This is a genomic window from Parabacteroides johnsonii DSM 18315, assembly GCF_025151045.1.
GTDB classification, from domain to species: Bacteria; Bacteroidota; Bacteroidia; order Bacteroidales; family Tannerellaceae; genus Parabacteroides; species Parabacteroides johnsonii.
On record NZ_CP102285.1, the window covers coordinates 3,440,937 to 3,458,854 of the forward strand.

The window sequence follows — 17,918 nt, forward strand, 5'->3', positions numbered from 1 at the left end:
AGTTTTTTAATTAACAGATATAATCTTGTATTCAAGATTCAAGTATCTGGCAATCTTTTCCAGAGTTGCCGCATGATGCCCGATGCCTAACGCAAAATGATGCGTAGGACCTTCACTAATCCACCTTTTCAAGAAAGTCCGTACATCCGGTTGAAAGAATCCTCTCGTATTCGTATTCCCTGTGGGAGGAATAGGCCCGCTTACAGACTCACCTTCAGCAATAATTAATTTGAATTTTCCATCATATGTTGAATTTATTGATAATAATGTAATAGGTCCTTCTTTGATTTTAAACTCCACGCCTGCTCCGTTGCCGGGCTTTCCGTGATACTTTTTTAAACTTCTCAAGACCGGTTTACCTTCTGCTATCGAGATATTATGAGGACCGTCATGCCCGACCAAAACAAAACCGTCATTGAAATCAATCGGATGAAATTCGGCAAAACTGCCTCCGATACCCAAACGGTCCATAATCATCAATGCTACCAGTGTCTTCAAATCAGACTCACCGCACATCGGGATATGCCTTGCCGTCAGCAATGAATTTCCAACAATCAAGTTAGACATCAGCTGACGGATAGAGCTATTATCTGCTCCGTCATAATAATATGCCAAACCATTCAACCCATTGCTTTCCACGAATTTATCCAAAGCAAGGCTTACTTTGGCTGCCACTTTCAGATCTTCATCTCTCAACTTCATCGATATCGGGTCTGAGACTGGATCAGGAGTATCGAAGAAATCAAGGATACAGGCTTCTTTCTCCTTAACTTCTCTGTCCGAAACATTTTCCATTTGCTGCAATAGCTCATTCGGTTCATATGAGATGACATGAGAGCCAAAGAAAGCAGTCAACATAGTCGGATCCGTATTCATATCCATCATCGAATTAAGAGGATGGCCTATATGTCCTAACTTCGCATTTTTCAGACTGTGCAAAACTTTTGCTATCCGGCAATATTCACGAACCTCCTCATCCACTTGCCGGTCATCATACAAAGTTCCGATAATGATTTCCGGAACTGGCTTTCCCAAGCGCACCGCCACACCTGTAAATTCAGGTAAGGCACAGATATCATCGTTCACTAACTGCATATAAGTTGTAGCCTGTTTATAATCCATCGCTTTCAACGGCTGTAAAGCGACCAATACAATCGGGCACTGCACAGAACGAGCAATCACTCCGAAAGTCCCGGAAGTCGCATAAGTCAACATATCACAGAACAGGAAATCCAGATTCGCAGCAACGATCTCCTTCACCTTTTCGTAAGCGACAGCGGGAGAATCAACCATCCCGAAACTGAAGACCTCCACTTCCTCCACAGGAATCTTACGAATAAACTCGGCTTCCTTTTTCAGAAGCTCATCCAACAGTCCGGGAAATTGTGACCAATACTTATCATATCCGACACTAAAAACACCTATACGTGCTTTTCCCATCTTCTCTTCCTTCATCTTATTCATATTAACGCTTGTTTATTTTTTAATTAACGCACTATGTTATTTTGAGTATAATACTATATAAAACACAACTTTTTTACTCTATTTTCCGCCATTGATACGAATACCATGCAGGAAGAAAAGATAAATGAGAAAAGCAACCGGATACATTACGCCTGAATATACCCACAAAGGAGTATATGTATAATTAGCAATCACCACTCCCATCAACGGATTGATCACAAAAGAAGAGATTGCACCCGCCGTTCCCGATAATCCGACCACCGTCGATGATTTCGAAGCGCCAAAAACATCTCCGATAGAAGTTATGTAATTCGTAATCCAGATTCCATGTGCAAAGAAAGCCAATGACATCACAAAAATAACCAGCATAGATGATTCCAGCATTCCGACCGACAAAACCGGTAATGTCAAAACTGCAGCAAGTCCCATTGAAATTTTTCGTGCCCGGCCCGTATTCCCGGTTTTCTGTTGAATCTTATCGGACAACCACCCTCCCATCACATTTGCGATTCCTAAAGCCAGGAAGGGAATCCACAAAATATTACCGATCAGATCTAAAGAAAGCCCCTTCGATTCGTTCAGATATTTTGGAATCCAAAACATATAAAAATAAAAGATCGGGTCCAATAAAAAACGAATCAAAATAAACAGAAGCGCATCTCTGTTACGGAACAAAGCCACAAAATCAGACATTTTCAAAGAGTGGGAGACTTTGTTTACAATTTGATTCTGCTCCTTTGCATATTTATTTGTCATCCGCAACCAACATAACACCCATATCAACCCCAATACTCCACTTATTAGAAAAAGTACCCGCCAGTTCGTATAATTCAAAGTAAAAGCACAAAGCGGAACAGCAACTACCGCTCCTATCGCTGAACCTCCGATAGCAATGCCATTAGCAATGGCATGTTTCTGCTTGGGGACCCATTCGATTACAGCTTTTATCGCTCCCGGAAAACACCCACCCTCGCCTACTCCCAATAAAAAACGGAACAGTCCGAAATGAAATGCATTCATTGAAAGTGCATGCAAGGCAGTTGCCAAAGACCAGAACCCAACAGAGAAAGCCAACCCTAACCGACTTCCGTATTTATCGATCAGCATACCTCCCAATGTAAACATGACAGCATAACTAATCAAGAATCCTGAATTTATAAAGCCATACTCCGTATCGGTGATATGCAGATCATCCTTTATCCGAATGATAGAGATCGACAAAACCTGACGATCCATAAAGCTCAAAGCCGTTGCAAGTAACAGCATCAATGAAACAATCCAAAATATTCTCCTCTTCCTCATATTAGACTTAACGCACTAAGATTATTACTCCGCAAATATAAGTAGTATTATTTAATAAACAAGTTTTATACAGTTTTTTTTGAAAAATAATTGCAGACAAGATAAAACATTGTACCTTTGCCACATATAAACAAAGTTGACAAAAGACACATGTTAGTGCATGAAGTCCTTTTCAATACAAGAATCTAAAAGAAATATGAAGAACAGCAGTCCAAAATATATCGAGATAAGCAAAGCGATAATAGCAAAGATCGAAGCTGGAGAATTATTACCGGGAGACAAGGTCCCTTCAGAAAACGAACTTATCAATATGTATAAGATCAGTAATACGACTGCAAGGAAAAGCCTTTTGGAAGTGGAACTGCAAGGTTGGGCCAACCGGATCAAGGGAAAAGGGACATTTGTCCTGAACCGCTCCGAAGACAAACACCTTACCCGTATATTGGGATCTTTCCATGCTATCAAAGAAAGTTTTAGCGATAACCTGGTAAAAGAAGGCTTTACCCCGAAAAACGTAACACTTGAAAAAACCATCATTGATAGTGGAATATCCATCAATATCAATGGGAAGAACTATATAATAGAAGGCAATGTTCTGAAAATACGTAGACTCCGGTATGCGGACGAACTGTTATTAAAAGACGAAACCCGCTATGTTTCAATGGCCCTTTGTCCCAAAATGAATATGATGGAACTGAACCAAGCTTTTCTGAAAATATACGAAGATAAATATCATCTGAAGCTGGACAGCGTGCAGAGAACCCTCAGCACGACCGTCACATATCCGGAAGAAGAAAATAATTATTTTGAGAATAACCTTCCGCTCTCCGTTTTTATACTGGACAGTGCCGTAATTTGTGAAAACCAGAAAGTAGTAGAGATCGAACACTCCCTATACAGAGGGGATAAATATAAATTTTCAATCCATACAAAACCGCAACTAATCAGTGAAAAGAAATAGCGGACCTTATTCTGCTTTTAAACTTTTATTATCTTTGTGTCGGCTTGTACAAAGTGTATAGGACAACAAACAAAAGAATCTCAAACTCACAGACTTCATGATGGCAAAATACCTTCGTCTGTTACTGATCTTGCTGCTTGGAGCAGTAACGTCATGTAAGACGACACAACAAAAACCGCAGCAACCGACTGGAAAAGAAGCGAAACGGGAATTTCGCGGGGCTTGGATACAGACGGCTTTCCAGGGAGAATACAAGGATATGACACCCGTACAAATGCGGAAAGACTTTATCCGCAAACTCGACTATCTGCAAAAATGCGGGATCAACGCTATCATCTTCCAGGTACGCCCGGAAGCCGACGCTTTCTATAAATCGGATATCGAACCTTGGAGCCGTTTCTACACCGGCAGGCAGGGGCTCGCCCCAGACGGAGACTTCGACGTGATGGCTTTCCTGATCGAAGAATGCCACAAGCGGAATATGGAATTTCACGCTTGGCTGAACCCTTACCGGGCAAGCACAGCCGGGAATACCCGTTTTGCAGATTCACATATATATAATAAGCATCCGGAATGGTTCGTAACCTACAACAAGCAAATCCTGTTTGACCCGGGATTACCGGAAAGCCGGCAGTTCATCTGTCGCGTGGTACGGGATATCGTCAGCCGCTATGATGTAGACGCGATCCATATGGACGACTATTTCTACCCCTATCCGGTAGCGGGTATCTCTTTCCCGGACGACAAAAGTTTTCAGAAATACGGTTTGAACAAAGGATATAAAGCATCACAACGTGCAGACTGGCGAAGGGAAAATGTGAACAAGCTGGTTCGCGAGATCAAGCGCACCATCCTGTTATCCAAACCTTGGGTAAGATTCGGTATCAGTCCGTTCGGTATCTACCGCAACAAGAAAAGTACACCCGACGGTTCAGGCAGCAACACCAACGGACTGCAAAACTACGACGACCTGTATGCAGACGTGACACACTGGGTAAAAGAGGGTTGGATAGACTATAACATTCCACAGATATATTGGGAGATCGGACATCCGGCAGCCGACTATATCACGTTGATCCAATGGTGGAACAAAAACGCGACACGGGAAGGCACGCATCTGTATATCGGCCAAGACGTAGCACGCACCATGAAAGCAGACCAGCTCACCCGCAAAATGCTTTACGAACGTTCGCTCTCGAAAGTAAAAGGTAACTGCTTCTGGCCCGCAAACGAAATACTCTGGAACAACAAGGGTGTAGCCGACAGCCTGAAACGGAACTACCACCGCTATCCAGCCTTGATCCCGGCCTATACCCATCTGCACAACCGGGCTCCGCAAGAGGTCAAGAAACTGAAAACCGAATGGACAGCCCAGGGATATATGTTGCACTGGCAGGCGGAACAGAGCAAGACCAATCCCGAATTGGCAAGCTATTTCGTCATTTACCGCTTCGAAAACAAGGAGCCGGTCAATCTGGACGATCCTTCCAAGATCGTAGCGGTCACACGCGAGACGAACTATCTGCTGCCCTACGACGACGGGAAACACAAATACCGTTATGTAGTCACAGCCGTAGACCGTTTCCATAATGAAAATCAAGGTAAAAGCAAAAAGGTAAAACTTTAAATTCAGCCACGGATGTCTGATTTTATCTGTCAGAAATATACAGACTGTTCTTCTTGCTCCCACTATCAGAAGCAGATATTCAAATACCGTTCTTTCCTGAAAGGAATGATGATCCCAAAAGAACGGTGTTCACAAAATACGATCTATTTTCTGATATCCGGCTCCGTTCGGGTAACCAGCGACGAGCATCCGGGCACGGTATTTCATGACGGGCAGTTCATCATGCAACCGATCGGTTCACGTGTAGAGTTCCACATCCTGGAATCTACAGAATGCATCCTTTACCTGTTCGAGGCTCCGCAAAACATTTGTACCGACCGTTTCAACAAAGGACTGGAACTGGCGAAAGAGTCTCCCATGCTCCCGGTCGTCATGGATATGTGTTTCCCGTTGCGCCTTTTTATCAACGGGCTCAAGATGTACCTCAACAATGATCTCCTGTGTGCGGAATTCCTGAAAGCCAAGCAGACGGAGTTGTATTTCCTGCTCAACTGCTACTATACCTTGAAAGAGATTGCCAATTTCTATGCACCTATATATAGGTATAGCCAAACATTCCGCTACTTTGTCATGCAAAACTACCTGAAAGCAAAAGATGTCGAGTCTTTTGCGCAATTAGGAGGATATAGCACTCCCACCTTCCGGCGTTTATTCAAAGAGACATTCGGAGAGCCGGCTTACCAATGGATGACCAAAAAGAAATGCCTGGATATACAAAACGACCTGACCACCACGAATGCAAGCATATCCGAGATCTGCTATAAGTACGGCTTCGAATCCTTGTCTAACTTTTCCCACTTCTGCCGGGCTAACTTCGGCAAGTCTCCGAGGGCCATCCGTAACGAAAGGGACGAAAACGTATAAAAATCAATATATTTCATAGGTTTTACAACCTTTTGATTAAAAAAAGCAATTCCAGCTACCTGTTATCCCTCTATATTTGCGACATAAAGAAAAAATAGTATTGATTATCAATACTTATTTAAAGAATGAACATTCAGAATTGTATAAAAACAGGAATCGTCTTTACCATTTGTTGCATTATCATCACACTGATCAGATGCAGTACGGAAAAGACACCGAGTCTGGACAAACAGGGCGACATACAATATTCCTTCAAATGGGATAAGCGCTTGAAAGGATATCCGGCCCCGGAACGGGTTAGATACTGTTTCTATCCGACAGACGGAGGTTCAGTCATCCAGATGGAAGATGATGCCGATGAATTGAGTTTCACATTGCCGCCTGCCCGCTATAAATTATTGATATTTAATTGTGATGCCGCAGACATCGATTTTAGAAACACCAATAAGTTTGAAACAGCCGAGGCTTACCTTCAAACGACAAAGACGGCCGAAAGCGCTCAAGCAGGAAAAATCCCCTTATACGGGGTTGTTGTTGAAGAATTAGAAATAAAAGCCGGGAGCAACGAGTTAATCGAATTCACTCCCGAACCATTGGTCCGTAACCTGTCCATCAAGGTCAAAGTAGACGGAATGGAGAAGATAACAAATTGTAAAGGGACCATCAGCGGTATGTCGACTTCCATCAATCTAAGCAGACAGGAGATTGTAACCGGTGAGAAGACAGACCTGACATTCGAAACCACCCCTTCAGAGGAAGGAGTAAATGCAAACATTCTGATACTGGGAAAACCTAAAGAAAAAGGAGAAGAACCATCGGAAAAACCGGAGACTCCCACTCATGAGGTAACATTAGATTTTACCTTATCCGACGGTAGCAGCAGTTCTTCCACCATCGACTTAGGAACCTCCATCGACGAAACCGAAGGCCACGACATAGACGTAGCCATAGAAGCCTCCGTCGTTCCCGGCCCCACTTTCACAGTCAAAATCAACCATTGGGAAGTAGCAGCCGGAGACAGTCTAATCATCGAATAAATGATAAGCAATATAGGGTATAATAACAATTTTAAAAAGAATATCATGAAAAATTTAGTAGTAAGCATGCTTGCAATAGCAAGCATTTCAGTTTTGAGCAGCTGCTCAAACGAAAGCGATGTGATTGACGAAGTGACTGGCGGTAATCAGGATAAGGTGGAGATAAAGTTGAGCGCTGGCGTTATATTAACAAAGACCCCTATTGAAAATGGAACTGATGGTAATGCCAATTATCCTACAACAACTGTTCCGTTACAAATTGTTGCAGCTCCAGACGCTCCATCAGCAGTTTGGACAGATGTAGCAACTGTGGCATCCACTCCTCAATTAAGTACAGATGGGAAAATTGATTTTACAAATGCAACTAAATTATATTATAATGCAAATGCAAGCAATAAATCGCATTTAATTGCATACAGCCCTGAAGGAACAAATACTGCTGGACAAGTCGAATGGACTATAGATGGAACAAAAGATATAATAATTGCAAAAGCCGTTAGTGGTTCAAAAACAGAGGGCCAACAGATGGCCCCTTTATCATTCAAACATCTATTAACTCAATTACAATTTGAAGTCATTGGAAGCGAAGCAGCAAAAGCAACATTTGGAAAGATAGTTTCCATCAAGGTAAAAGATGCTCTAACCAAACCCAAAATGACATTTAGTGATAATGAAGTAACTACATTAGACTGGACAAATACTACAGACAAAACAAATTTATCTGTTCGTAACCAGAACGATGATCAAGAGATTGCAAACATTGACATGCCAGTGACAGCAGATGCTCAAAACGTTGGTTATCTAATGTTACAGCCTGCTGAAAGTTACACTTTACTCGTTGCGACAGACAATGTTACAGAAAAAGAGGTCACTATTACAATGACTGGAGCAGCAACAATTGGTAATGCACATAAGATCACATTAACATTCAGTGCAACAGGTATTGAACCAACAGCAACTATTACAGGTTGGGGAACAGGTACTACTTCTGGAAGTGGAACATTTGATTAATTAAAGAAAGCCTTAAAGGGCTGTGTCGAAATCTTCTTGTCCTCGCATTTGACGGCCATGGAATCAAATACGAGAACAAGGCAGTTGTGACATAGCCCTTTATAGCTTTATTCCTTTCACAAGTCAATCATAACAAATGAAAATCATCAAATACACGTTTGGACTATTACTTCTTATACTATCTGGTTGTAATGAAACAGATGTACCACTGGTAGAAGTAACGCCATCACAAGCCATCCACTTTTCCACCCGTATCCAAACCCTTACCACCAAGTCCATCATTACCGGAACTACCCTTCCCGACAACTCCCAAATCGGAGTCTTTTCCTGGGGACATCATAAAAACGACGGAAGCGTCAATACGACACTCCGTAAAGATCTGGCAAACAATCTCTATACCAAAGAAGCCGGCGACACTGAATTAGCAGCTTCGACAGACGCCCATTATCCCATCAATCCTGACACCTTGCTAAATTTCTACGCTTACTATCCTTATATACAGTCGGCCGCCCATACATCTGGAAGCATTCCATTCGATCTAAGCAAACAAGAAGATATCATGTGGTCCACTCCCGTATTGAACCGGAGTAAAGCCACAAACGAAGAAGCGGTTAACCTCGCTTTCAACCACCTCCTTTCCGCCGTCACCATCAAATTCCAAAAAGATGATGATATCAAAGAAGAGATGATTTTAGAAAGCATCTCTTTAGCCAATTACTCCCCGACTTTGCAACTCGATATTCAAACAGGCAAACTGACACAGGCGGTTTCCACTGCAACCTATACATTTATCAAAGGCTTAAATACGCCTGTCATTCCAGCGCAACAGACGATCGTTACCGACTATTTGCTTTTTCCGGTTCCTAAGCCCGTGTTTATCGTGCGTATGAGCGGGAAAGAGTACACCATCGAGTCCTTAAAAGCATTCGAGTCAGGAAAGAAACAAACCTACGAATTCACTTTACAAGCGAAAGACATCCATCTCTCCGGCAGCATCAATCCCTGGACAGATGGAGGTTCAAGCAATGAGACGGTTTATTTTTAGCAACAAGAACCTGTTATTGGCCAATACGGATCATACCTTTTTATTTTCCGGCACTTCACCCGGAATTTTCCGCTCTCATCGAACAACTAATCCGGAACATCCCCTAAACTAACTCGAAAGTCATAGTAAACTAATTCAAAACATATTATATATTACTTATATGTAGTACTACTTATCACGAATACATAGTGCTACATATCACCAATTAGTAGTACTACCTATAGGCAACAGGCAGTAACTGCCTATACATACTTTACTATATGTTATCATTTAGTTCTTCGGGTGTTTTGACTTAGTTGATGGCACGAAACGGATTAGTTTGCCGGTTATCGGAGACTGGTTCCGGGTGATACCGGATGTTGAAACCGGCATCACCCGGAACGACACCAGGACGGCACCAGAACGACACCTTTATAATCGTCTATTTATCAAAATGATAAAAGTAAAAGATGTCGGGTGTCGAGCATTTTAGCATTTTCTCTATAAAATAGTAAATCCGTTAGTGTAACGACCCGCATTTACCGAGCGCGGGGACAAGCACGTTCTGACACACCGCGCATCAAAAGATTAGATTATCCGTCAAAATATTTATATAGACCTCCTTTGTAACACCATCATAATTTTTCAGTTCGCCGACCAAGACAAGCTCCGCTCCCTTCATCCAAGACTCGAAAGGGACTGCCATCCGATAAGTAACCTCCCGAAGTAAGGTCGGTTGATTTTTCACAACCAGATACCCCCCGTCATCAGCCACAACTTTTCCTTTAAAGGCAAGGGTCCGTTCGTACATCTTCTGCTTATTGGCTCCGTTCACAACGATCGGTTGAAGCTTCAGCGAATCGCGCCCTTCACGGAGCATCGGTGCAATCGCCAGGCTTTGGTAGCGGCCTACGGACAATCCGGACAAGTCGATTTGCAAATTCAACATCAAGTTATCTCCCTGCTGCTCGATACTATTTTCTCTTACATACACCATTCCCCGGTAATCGGACAGAAGTTCCTGAGCAGGACAGGACAAGACGGTAAAAAGAAAAAACAGGATATATGGAATTGTTCTCATAAAGTTCTTATTTAATGATATACATGATACTTATCCCTAACTTGGTAGGCCCGAAATAGTCATTCCGATAACTGCCTGCCGCCTCCTGGCCCGCCGGGAAAGGCGTTTTGTCGTACTTGAAACGAACATATCCGACTCCGGCAGTAAACTCGATATTCCAATGGGGTGAAAGATATAACTGATAGCCATACGAAATACCGCCCCCATAGGCATTGCCCTCATAAGCATAATCGGACTTCATCACATTCAAAAGTGTCTTGCCTGCCACATCATAATCGGCATACAGGGCATGGACACCCAAAAAATGTCCGTTAAACCGTTCATGCAGCCAATAGCGCAACTCCGGTTGTACGAGCCAGTGCTTAATGGATTTATCGTCCGGGAGAGTCCAGGGATTGTAATTGCCGGAAATATCCAGCGAAAGATGTTTATCGAATGCAACTTCAGCTCCCAGGTTGAAAGTCGTAGTGACATCATACAGCACATTCGTTTTGACGGCAACCACCTGCGACCGGGCACAGAAAGCACAACACAGACAGACAAGGACGAGATAGACTCTATTCATCGACATTTATTGATTTACAACATGAATTAGAAAACAAAGATAAGCAAAATACATCTGTCCATAAACAGAATCGAATACTAAATGCACATTCGGACAGATTTATTACCTATCTTTGTGCAGCAAACCATTTAGTATTGGGGGCATATGAAATTTAAACTTATCACTCTGTTTATCATCCTTTGCTTAGGATTCACAAGCTGTTCCGAGAACGAGACCCCGGAACCCCGGACACCTCGCACCATCTTAGTCTATATGATGGCCAATAACAGCCTCAACAGCTTCGCCTCGAAAAACATAGAAAGCATGATAGAAGGAGCGACCGGCAAAAACCTTAACGGAGGGAATCTGATCGTTTATTATGCCCCTTCTGGCTCGAACCCGGAACTTCTTCAGATAAAAGAAGAAAACGGCATTGTCAAGAAATTCCATCTGAAGGACTATGAAAAACAGAACTCTGCTGATCCAGACGTGATGCGGAGCGTGATCAGCGAAGTGGTTTCACAATATCCGGCAGACAGTTACGGATTGGTGTTATGGAGCCACGGGACTGCCTGGCTTCCTTCCGACTACCAGAATAAACTGAAAGCGTTCGGACAGGACGGCAACAACTGGATGGAGATCGACGACCTGGCAAAGGGGTTGCCGGACGACGTATTTAATTTTATCCTGTTCGATGCCTGCTATATGGCAAGCATCGAATGTGCATATGAGCTTAGAGACAAAGCAGAATATATCTTAGCTTCCCCGACAGAGACATTGGCGGACGGATGGCCTTATAAAGAGATGATGCCGCAATTGTTCGCTACCGACCTACAATTGGAAAAGGTAGGCGAAACCTTCTACAACTATTATCTGAACGATTCCTATCCGTATGCGACCGTATCGCTTACGAAAACGAGCGAACTGGATAATCTGAAAAGCGTAACACATGATATCTTGGCAGATAAGACCGAAAGCGATATTTACAGCCTCGATCTAAAGGAGATGCAAAGATTGGAATATTTATACCGCAGCCCGGGAATGCTCTATGACTTCAATGATTATATCAAGCAGTTGGCGACAGCCGAACAATACGACCGTTTCATCAGTTGCCTGGACAAAGCAGTCGTCTACAAGGCACATACGCCAAAGTCCTACTACGCCGCCATAGGAAACGCATTGCCGATTAACAGCTATTGCGGCCTGACCGTTTTCGTTCCGCAAGAATCTCTACCCAAAATGCTCGAATGGTATCAACAAAGGGTTAGCTGGTATCAGGCGGTTTATGAATAAACCTTCTTCACCTGATCAGGAAAGCTTTCTTGAAGCGTTTCACCATACCTTCGGGATGATATATTTCAGCATAGAAGATATAGATACCTGCTTGCAACGGACTTCCGTTGTTAGCTATGCCACTCCATATGATTTTGCCGGAAATGCCTAACAACTCATGATTGGATATCTCGGCAACACGCAGCCCGGAGGTATTGAAAACGAAAGCGCGACAGCTATATCCCGGACGATCGAGCAGGTAAGAAACGGTGTAGCTGCCGGATTCTTCTATCCACACAGGAGGCTCTATTCCCGTAGCATCGCCCGATGAAGCATTTTTATATTGGGAGTTCTGATAGCCAGGGGTACCGCAACCTACTGTTTTGGAAGCGGAAGTCCAATTGGCAGGATCTTGCGTAGCGGCATCCGGATCGATACGCTCAAGAGCGACTCCTTTGACGTTTTTGACCGAATGGGCGTGCCATTTAGAAGAATAGGCGACTTCATCTATTACTATTTTATCTGCCGTACGAAGCAATGCCAAAGTAGAAGAGGTATTAGCAAGGATAGGAAGTTTGGATAACTCACAAAAAGCAGACAGATCGGCAATGTCGTAGAAAGAGGTTACGCCTTCCAAATTCTTGGTCAAAAGGAGATAACCTTTTGCTTTCAGATTATGCGGGACAGAAGTCAAAGGATAGCGGGTGCTGAGCGTCCCGTCCGATTTACGGATGGCGAGAGAAAGGGCGGACAAAGACAAGGCATGCTCCGAGCGGTTATACAACTCGATATATTCGCTGCCTCCGGCATACGGATCGGGGAGCAACTCGTTAATGATGATTTCTCCTGGGAGGACAGGTTCGAATTCATCCGGGACAGACGGCTCTTCTGGACCCTCCGGGTTCTCGTCGGGATCGTCAGGATCTTCCGGCTTTTCTTCTATTTGAGGGTTAGAATTAACTGCTCCGGGTGTTCCTCCCGAAACGGCGGTAGAAAGCAGCCATCTCCCTTCCGACAGCTCCCAAGACACACCGGAGGTCGCAGCATCATACGTCATCTCTTCTATCTTATTCCCGGCAGCATCCCACAACTGTAGCGTCGCACCATTGTCGTTCAATGCCGGAAACTTTTCAAGCAGGATAAGCGCTGCTTGGGCAGGAACGGACAACTTCTCTTCATCGTCCAACAGAACAGCATATCCACCAGCCGGCAAATCGATATTCGGCAAGACTTTCGTTTTCCTGCCCGTCACATTCTTATACTCCCATTTATGCAAGGAAACGGAAGCAGAAGTCATGTTGCGTAACTCAACATACTCCACCATTCCCCCGTTCCCAGGTTTTGCCATAACCTCATTGATAACGACTGATCCCTTTGGATACGAATCAGGTCTGCCTGGCACAGGATCCGGTTCAGGAGAAGGATCCGAGCCTTCTTCCTGCAATATGACTTCCAAGCATTCATCTTGCATCGCCTTTCCCGACAATGACTTTAATCCTGTATAAGAGATTGTGTACGAACAGTCAGTCTGCATTTTTTTCTCAAAGAAGGTACTGACAACCCGTTTAGTATCAGTATCCACATAACTCTTTGTATAGGCGTCTCCAATAGTCGAGATATTGAAAACCGCATCGGAGATATCGACCGGACTGTCGAAAGAGAACAAAAGATTAGAGGCCGAAAACGACTCTACTTCTATGAGATTCGGCAAGATTTCAGGTTTGTCTGGTATCTCCGGTTCGAGTGGAGTCTCTGTCACTCGGTTGAGAATACGCACATTGTCGATACTGAACAAATCGCTCAATGTCTTCGTATAATAAAATGTAAAGATCAGATTGCCTTTCCCTACCGATTCGTCTGTCGCAAACAAGGCTGAACCTTCCGAACGATATCCGGTCATTTCATCGGTTTTGTAATATAAATTCCAACGTTCGTGATCTTCAAGCGTCACTTTCACGTGCAGCAGCAGAGGAAAGGCCTCGAATTCTGTCTGAGGCGATATCAAATCGGTATTGCCATGATGTTTCAAGCCTAACTCCTTATAGCCGACATTTCCTATATGCACATAACAAAAGCGTTCGTCATTCTCTTGGTACAGGTAAACATATAGTTTATTCTTGTCACTTGGAGACTTCTGCATATGCACATCAAACTCCCATTGCATATCGGACGAATAGGCGATTTCTTTGCCGATGGAAGCAGTACCTGACTCAGTCGGTTCGATATTCAACTGAAGCCTGCCATCGGCATTGATTGCAAACTGCCCTCTGTCCTTGCCGATCCAGTCGGCCCCCAACGTCGGGCCATCAAACGTCTCATTCACCTGTGAATTCACACAAAAAGGAAGTAATACGAAGAGAAAAAGAATAAATTGTTTCATAGCCTTCTAGTTTTGTTTATAAATTGTATATCTTTGCACCCCAAAGCGTTGTAATGAAGGAAGCGCAAAGCTTTCTGTAGACGTTGTAAAGTTATACTATTTTTTCTATAAACAAATTAATTAGTGCTCAAAATGAAAGTAGCAATTGTTGGAGTGAGTGGAGCGGTAGGACAGGAATTCCTGCGCGTACTCGACGAGAGAAACTTCCCGATGGATGAGCTGGTGCTTTTTGGCTCATCTCGCAGTGCCGGACGTGTTTATACTTTCCGTGGTAAACAGATTACCGTCAAGGAGCTTAAGCATAACGACGACTTCAAGGGAATCGATGTTGCTTTTGTTTCGGCCGGTGGCGGTACTTCTATCGAGTTCGCAGAAACCATTACGAAACATGGTACTGTGATGATCGACAATTCCAGCGCATTCCGCATGGACAACGATGTACCTTTGGTTGTTCCCGAAGTGAACCCGGAAGATGCACTGAATCGTCCGCGTGGTATCATTGCCAATCCGAACTGTACCACTATCCAGATGGTCGTTGCATTGAAGGCGATCGAAGGCCTGTCGCATATCAAACGCGTACACGTATCGACTTACCAGGCTGCCAGCGGTGCAGGCGCAACAGCTATGGCCGAACTGGTAAAACAATATGAACAACTGTTGAAAGGCGAAGAACCGACAGTGGAGAAGTTCGCTTATCAACTGGCTTACAATGTCATCCCGCACGTAGACGTATTTACGGATAACGGCTACACGAAGGAAGAAATGAAGATGTATAACGAAACACGCAAGATCATGCACTCCGACATCGAAGTGAGCGCAACTTGTGTACGTGTTCCGGTTATGCGTGCCCACAGCGAAGCGACTTGGGTAGAGACAGAACAACCGATCAGTGTAGAAGAAGCCCGTAAGGCGTTCGCTGAAGCCGAAGGTGTTATCCTGCAGGACGAACCGGCAAAGAAAGACTACCCGATGCCATTGTTCATCGCCGGAAAAGACCCTGTCTACGTGGGCCGTATCCGTAAGGACATCACGAATCCGAACGGCTTGACTTTCTGGACGGTGAGCGACCAGATCAAGAAAGGGGCAGCCTTGAATGCCGTACAGATCGCAGAGTATTTGTTGAAGGTAAAGAATATCGGATAAACGATATTTAAATATACAGAAAAGAGGATGCGTTAAAGCTATCCTCTTTTTTTATGCCATTTCCCTTAACCCTTCTTCCAGCGTATGCGGGCGATAGCCTAACTCGAGCTTCGCTTTATCAATAGACAATCCGCTATTACGCGGACGTGGCGTTGCCTCCTTCATTTCTTCCGTTGTAACGGGACAGATCAGGGAATGATCCAACTTGAAATAATCGGCTACACGGTACGCCATTTCGGCGATAGAGAGATATTCCCCGCCACAGATATGATAAATGCCGGAATTGCCGGAATACACCAGCTTCTCTACGCCATCTGCGATATCCGCCACCCAAGTCGGCGTACGATATTGGTCGGAAACGACACGGATCTCCTGCCCTGCCTCCAAACGATTCTTGACCAGTTGCAGGATATTGCCATGCTGTCCCGGCAATGCTTTCCCATAGACGACAACCACACGGGCAACCGCATAGTTGCGACAGTTCCTTGCAACCGCCTGTTCTCCCTGATACTTGGTCAGGCCATAGTAGTTAAGCGGAGCAGGCATATCCTCTTCCGTATAGAGACGGTCGCTTTTCCCGTCAAACACAAAATCCGTCGACAGATGGATAAAGCGGCTTCCCTGCTGCTCGCAACAGTGCGCCAGATTCTCCACCGCCGCCACATTAATCGCATACGCCTCTTCACGGTGCTGCTCACAGTAATCAGGGACGGAAAGAGCCGAGCAATTGATCACGACATCAGGGCATACATGATCGAACAAGACTTCCACTGCCGGATAATCATTCATATCCACCCGGACAAACGTATGCTTTTCCCCCGGCTGGATATCCGGATGAAGAGAACAACCGACAACCTCACATTCCCCGTTCGACGAAAGTTTATCCAGAATTCTCCGCCCAGCAAACCCGTTTGCACCTATAACCAATATCTTTTTCATCAGAACATATAGATCAGGACACCCAACACACGGTGGTTTGTCACCGAATGCGTGTTCTCTATTTTACCATTTTCCGCATTCATATCTCCATACCAAGCAAGAGAAGGGCTGTACTCCACTCCCAACTTCCAGTGAGGCAGATTATAAGAAAGTTGGAGGTTAGTGGTAAACACCTGGTCCACATCCAGTCCGACGCCATAGGTCGGTCCGGCGATCGCCTTTCCCGTCCCTAAGTTCTTCAGATAGCCGACAAAAATTCCCGGTTTCCATTTCTTGCCATAGACCACATTCAACCAGGTCATGGAATGGCGGTAAGGCGTATACTCCTGTTCCTCTGTACGCGGATCGACAGAGGTAACCGCATAACCGCCCAGCATACAGGCCTGCGTCAAGTTAGAAGCCAGCAAGGTCTTACCGGCAATCACCCAGTCCCGGGTTGTATATTTGGCATGTGCCTCGAAAGAAAGGGAAGTCACGCGCTCGTTCACTTTATACACACGGTCGTCCACCGTCGTCTGCTGCCGGGGTTTCAAGGACAGCATTTCCATACCGACGCCGGCAATCAAACCGTCTGCCTTATAATCAGCCGAAACGTAGACTTCCGGGATGCAACTGTTCTTTATATATTCCTCGCTTTTTCCGTTCGGGCCGGCAGACAAATACTGCAACTGCCACAATACAGCCCCCGTCAGTTGCAATCCTTTGCCCGACGTGTACCGGTAACGGATCTGCGGGCTACGGTTAAACGGCTGGAAAGGCGCACCGGTCGAAAGGTTCAACATCTGCGGAGACACATCGCCGAACAACGGATGCCAGGTTTGCCCCACCAGCACCGCTGATTTCCCCCAATCCAGGTTGACATAAGCATGGCGAATACGCAAGACTGCCCAATTACTCCCGGAGCCACGAAAATCCGCCTCCAACTTGGCTGTCGTCACGGCTTTCCCGATATTCGGTCCCGTCACATCCACTCCCAAGCGGGAATAGAGCAGATAGAAACTCCCGTTTGCTGTAGCATTCAGGTCATTTCCATCGGCATCCAAATTCTTGTCTTTCGGATAAAGGTGGAATAGCCCGTCAACAATTTCAGCATTGGCACGTGAATTATAAAACAGGTCGCCACGCACCTGCCCATAAAATTTATAAGAAAAATTCTTTTTCTGAGCATAACCGGCCATACCCATACACAAGGCCGCAAAGAGTAGCAAGTATCTTTTCATTGTCCGTCTTTTCAAATTGATTGCAAAGGTAAGGAAGTTTGCTCTCACT

15 protein-coding genes are annotated in these 17,918 nt (G+C 44.6%); 8 read left to right on the top strand and 7 right to left on the bottom strand.

The window, feature by feature from the left end:
• Positions 1 to 6 precede the first annotated feature (6 nt).
• The gene (locus NQ564_RS14370) at positions 7 to 1,464 is read right to left on the bottom strand and encodes an L-fucose/L-arabinose isomerase family protein (RefSeq protein ID WP_008146307.1); all 1,458 of its coding nucleotides are present in this window, start codon (positions 1,462 to 1,464) and stop codon (positions 7 to 9) included.
• Positions 1,465 to 1,542: 78 nt separating this feature from the next.
• Complete coding sequence (locus NQ564_RS14375; protein ID WP_129650406.1) at positions 1,543 to 2,730, bottom strand: MFS transporter; 1,188 nt, start codon at positions 2,728 to 2,730, stop codon at positions 1,543 to 1,545.
• Positions 2,731 to 2,962: 232 nt separating this feature from the next.
• Between NQ564_RS14375 and NQ564_RS14380 the strand changes: the two genes are divergently transcribed.
• The 6 genes from NQ564_RS14380 (at position 2,963) to NQ564_RS14405 (ending at position 9,311) form a co-directional block, all read left to right on the top strand.
• A complete protein-coding gene (locus NQ564_RS14380; RefSeq protein ID WP_039847987.1) occupies positions 2,963 to 3,727 on the top strand; it encodes a GntR family transcriptional regulator in 765 nt (254 codons plus the stop codon).
• A gap of 97 nt (positions 3,728 to 3,824) precedes the next feature.
• Positions 3,825 to 5,354, top strand: coding sequence for a glycoside hydrolase family 10 protein (locus tag NQ564_RS14385; RefSeq protein ID WP_008146311.1), 1,530 nt, complete (start codon positions 3,825 to 3,827; stop codon positions 5,352 to 5,354).
• 12 nt (positions 5,355 to 5,366) lie between these two features.
• A complete protein-coding gene (locus tag NQ564_RS14390) occupies positions 5,367 to 6,218 on the top strand; it encodes a helix-turn-helix domain-containing protein (RefSeq protein ID WP_008156402.1) in 852 nt (283 codons plus the stop codon).
• A gap of 125 nt (positions 6,219 to 6,343) precedes the next feature.
• Entirely contained in the window at positions 6,344 to 7,255 is a 912-nt protein-coding gene (locus NQ564_RS14395) for a DUF5119 domain-containing protein (protein ID WP_008146315.1), read from the top strand.
• A 45-nt stretch (positions 7,256 to 7,300) separates the two neighbouring features.
• Positions 7,301 to 8,266, top strand: a complete 966-nt coding sequence (locus tag NQ564_RS14400; protein WP_129650200.1) for a fimbrillin family protein — start codon at positions 7,301 to 7,303, stop codon at positions 8,264 to 8,266.
• A 136-nt stretch (positions 8,267 to 8,402) separates the two neighbouring features.
• A complete protein-coding gene (locus tag NQ564_RS14405) occupies positions 8,403 to 9,311 on the top strand; it encodes a fimbrillin family protein (protein WP_008146318.1) in 909 nt (302 codons plus the stop codon).
• Between the two features lie 559 nt (positions 9,312 to 9,870).
• On the opposite strand, the gene NQ564_RS14410 is transcribed toward NQ564_RS14405, so the two are convergent.
• Positions 9,871 to 10,371 carry a DUF3868 domain-containing protein gene (locus tag NQ564_RS14410; RefSeq protein ID WP_008146324.1) on the bottom strand — a complete coding sequence of 167 codons (501 nt, stop codon included), beginning with the start codon at positions 10,369 to 10,371 and terminating at the stop codon, positions 9,871 to 9,873.
• Positions 10,372 to 10,378: 7 nt separating this feature from the next.
• Positions 10,379 to 10,936, bottom strand: a complete 558-nt coding sequence (locus NQ564_RS14415) for a DUF3575 domain-containing protein (RefSeq protein ID WP_039848021.1) — start codon at positions 10,934 to 10,936, stop codon at positions 10,379 to 10,381.
• Between the two features lie 144 nt (positions 10,937 to 11,080).
• Between NQ564_RS14415 and NQ564_RS14420 the strand changes: the two genes are divergently transcribed.
• Positions 11,081 to 12,208, top strand: a complete 1,128-nt coding sequence (locus NQ564_RS14420; RefSeq protein WP_008146327.1) for a clostripain-related cysteine peptidase — start codon at positions 11,081 to 11,083, stop codon at positions 12,206 to 12,208.
• A 7-nt stretch (positions 12,209 to 12,215) separates the two neighbouring features.
• Here NQ564_RS14420 and NQ564_RS14425 read toward each other — a convergent pair whose 3' ends face one another.
• Positions 12,216 to 14,567 (bottom strand): lamin tail domain-containing protein, encoded by a 2,352-nt coding sequence (locus tag NQ564_RS14425; RefSeq protein WP_008146329.1) that lies wholly within the window; start codon positions 14,565 to 14,567, stop codon positions 12,216 to 12,218.
• A 132-nt stretch (positions 14,568 to 14,699) separates the two neighbouring features.
• Between NQ564_RS14425 and NQ564_RS14430 the strand changes: the two genes are divergently transcribed.
• Positions 14,700 to 15,710: an aspartate-semialdehyde dehydrogenase gene (locus NQ564_RS14430; protein ID WP_008146330.1), complete on the top strand. Its 1,011-nt coding sequence runs from the start codon at positions 14,700 to 14,702 to the stop codon at positions 15,708 to 15,710.
• 51 nt (positions 15,711 to 15,761) lie between these two features.
• On the opposite strand, the gene rfbD is transcribed toward NQ564_RS14430, so the two are convergent.
• Together rfbD and NQ564_RS14440 are read right to left on the bottom strand one after the other, a co-directional pair.
• Positions 15,762 to 16,649: a dTDP-4-dehydrorhamnose reductase gene (rfbD, locus tag NQ564_RS14435; protein ID WP_008146332.1), complete on the bottom strand. Its 888-nt coding sequence runs from the start codon at positions 16,647 to 16,649 to the stop codon at positions 15,762 to 15,764.
• On the bottom strand, positions 16,649 to 17,869 hold the full coding sequence (locus tag NQ564_RS14440; protein WP_008146334.1) for a DcaP family trimeric outer membrane transporter: 1,221 nt from the start codon (positions 17,867 to 17,869) through the stop codon (positions 16,649 to 16,651). The genes rfbD and NQ564_RS14440 overlap by 1 nt, the downstream gene beginning before the upstream one ends.
• Between the last annotated feature and the right edge of the window lie 49 nt (positions 17,870 to 17,918).

Excerpts from the sequence above, each read along its gene's own strand:
- NQ564_RS14370 (WP_008146307.1), bottom strand. The coding sequence starts at position 1,464 with ATGAATAAGATGAAGGAAGAGAAGATGGGAAAAGCACGTATAGGTGTT.
- NQ564_RS14375 (WP_129650406.1), bottom strand. The coding sequence starts at position 2,730 with ATGCTGTTACTTGCAACGGCTTTGAGCTTTATGGATCGTCAGGTTTTG.
- NQ564_RS14380 (WP_039847987.1), top strand. The coding sequence starts at position 2,963 with ATGAAGAACAGCAGTCCAAAATATATCGAGATAAGCAAAGCGATAATA.
- NQ564_RS14385 (WP_008146311.1), top strand. The coding sequence starts at position 3,825 with ATGATGGCAAAATACCTTCGTCTGTTACTGATCTTGCTGCTTGGAGCA.
- NQ564_RS14390 (WP_008156402.1), top strand. The coding sequence starts at position 5,367 with ATGTCTGATTTTATCTGTCAGAAATATACAGACTGTTCTTCTTGCTCC.
- NQ564_RS14395 (WP_008146315.1), top strand. The coding sequence starts at position 6,344 with ATGAACATTCAGAATTGTATAAAAACAGGAATCGTCTTTACCATTTGT.
- NQ564_RS14400 (WP_129650200.1), top strand. The coding sequence starts at position 7,301 with ATGAAAAATTTAGTAGTAAGCATGCTTGCAATAGCAAGCATTTCAGTT.
- NQ564_RS14405 (WP_008146318.1), top strand. The coding sequence starts at position 8,403 with ATGAAAATCATCAAATACACGTTTGGACTATTACTTCTTATACTATCT.
- NQ564_RS14410 (WP_008146324.1), bottom strand. The coding sequence starts at position 10,371 with ATGAGAACAATTCCATATATCCTGTTTTTTCTTTTTACCGTCTTGTCC.
- NQ564_RS14415 (WP_039848021.1), bottom strand. The coding sequence starts at position 10,936 with ATGAATAGAGTCTATCTCGTCCTTGTCTGTCTGTGTTGTGCTTTCTGT.
- NQ564_RS14420 (WP_008146327.1), top strand. The coding sequence starts at position 11,081 with ATGAAATTTAAACTTATCACTCTGTTTATCATCCTTTGCTTAGGATTC.
- NQ564_RS14425 (WP_008146329.1), bottom strand. The coding sequence starts at position 14,567 with ATGAAACAATTTATTCTTTTTCTCTTCGTATTACTTCCTTTTTGTGTG.
- NQ564_RS14430 (WP_008146330.1), top strand. The coding sequence starts at position 14,700 with ATGAAAGTAGCAATTGTTGGAGTGAGTGGAGCGGTAGGACAGGAATTC.
- rfbD (WP_008146332.1), bottom strand. The coding sequence starts at position 16,649 with ATGAAAAAGATATTGGTTATAGGTGCAAACGGGTTTGCTGGGCGGAGA.
- NQ564_RS14440 (WP_008146334.1), bottom strand. The coding sequence starts at position 17,869 with ATGAAAAGATACTTGCTACTCTTTGCGGCCTTGTGTATGGGTATGGCC.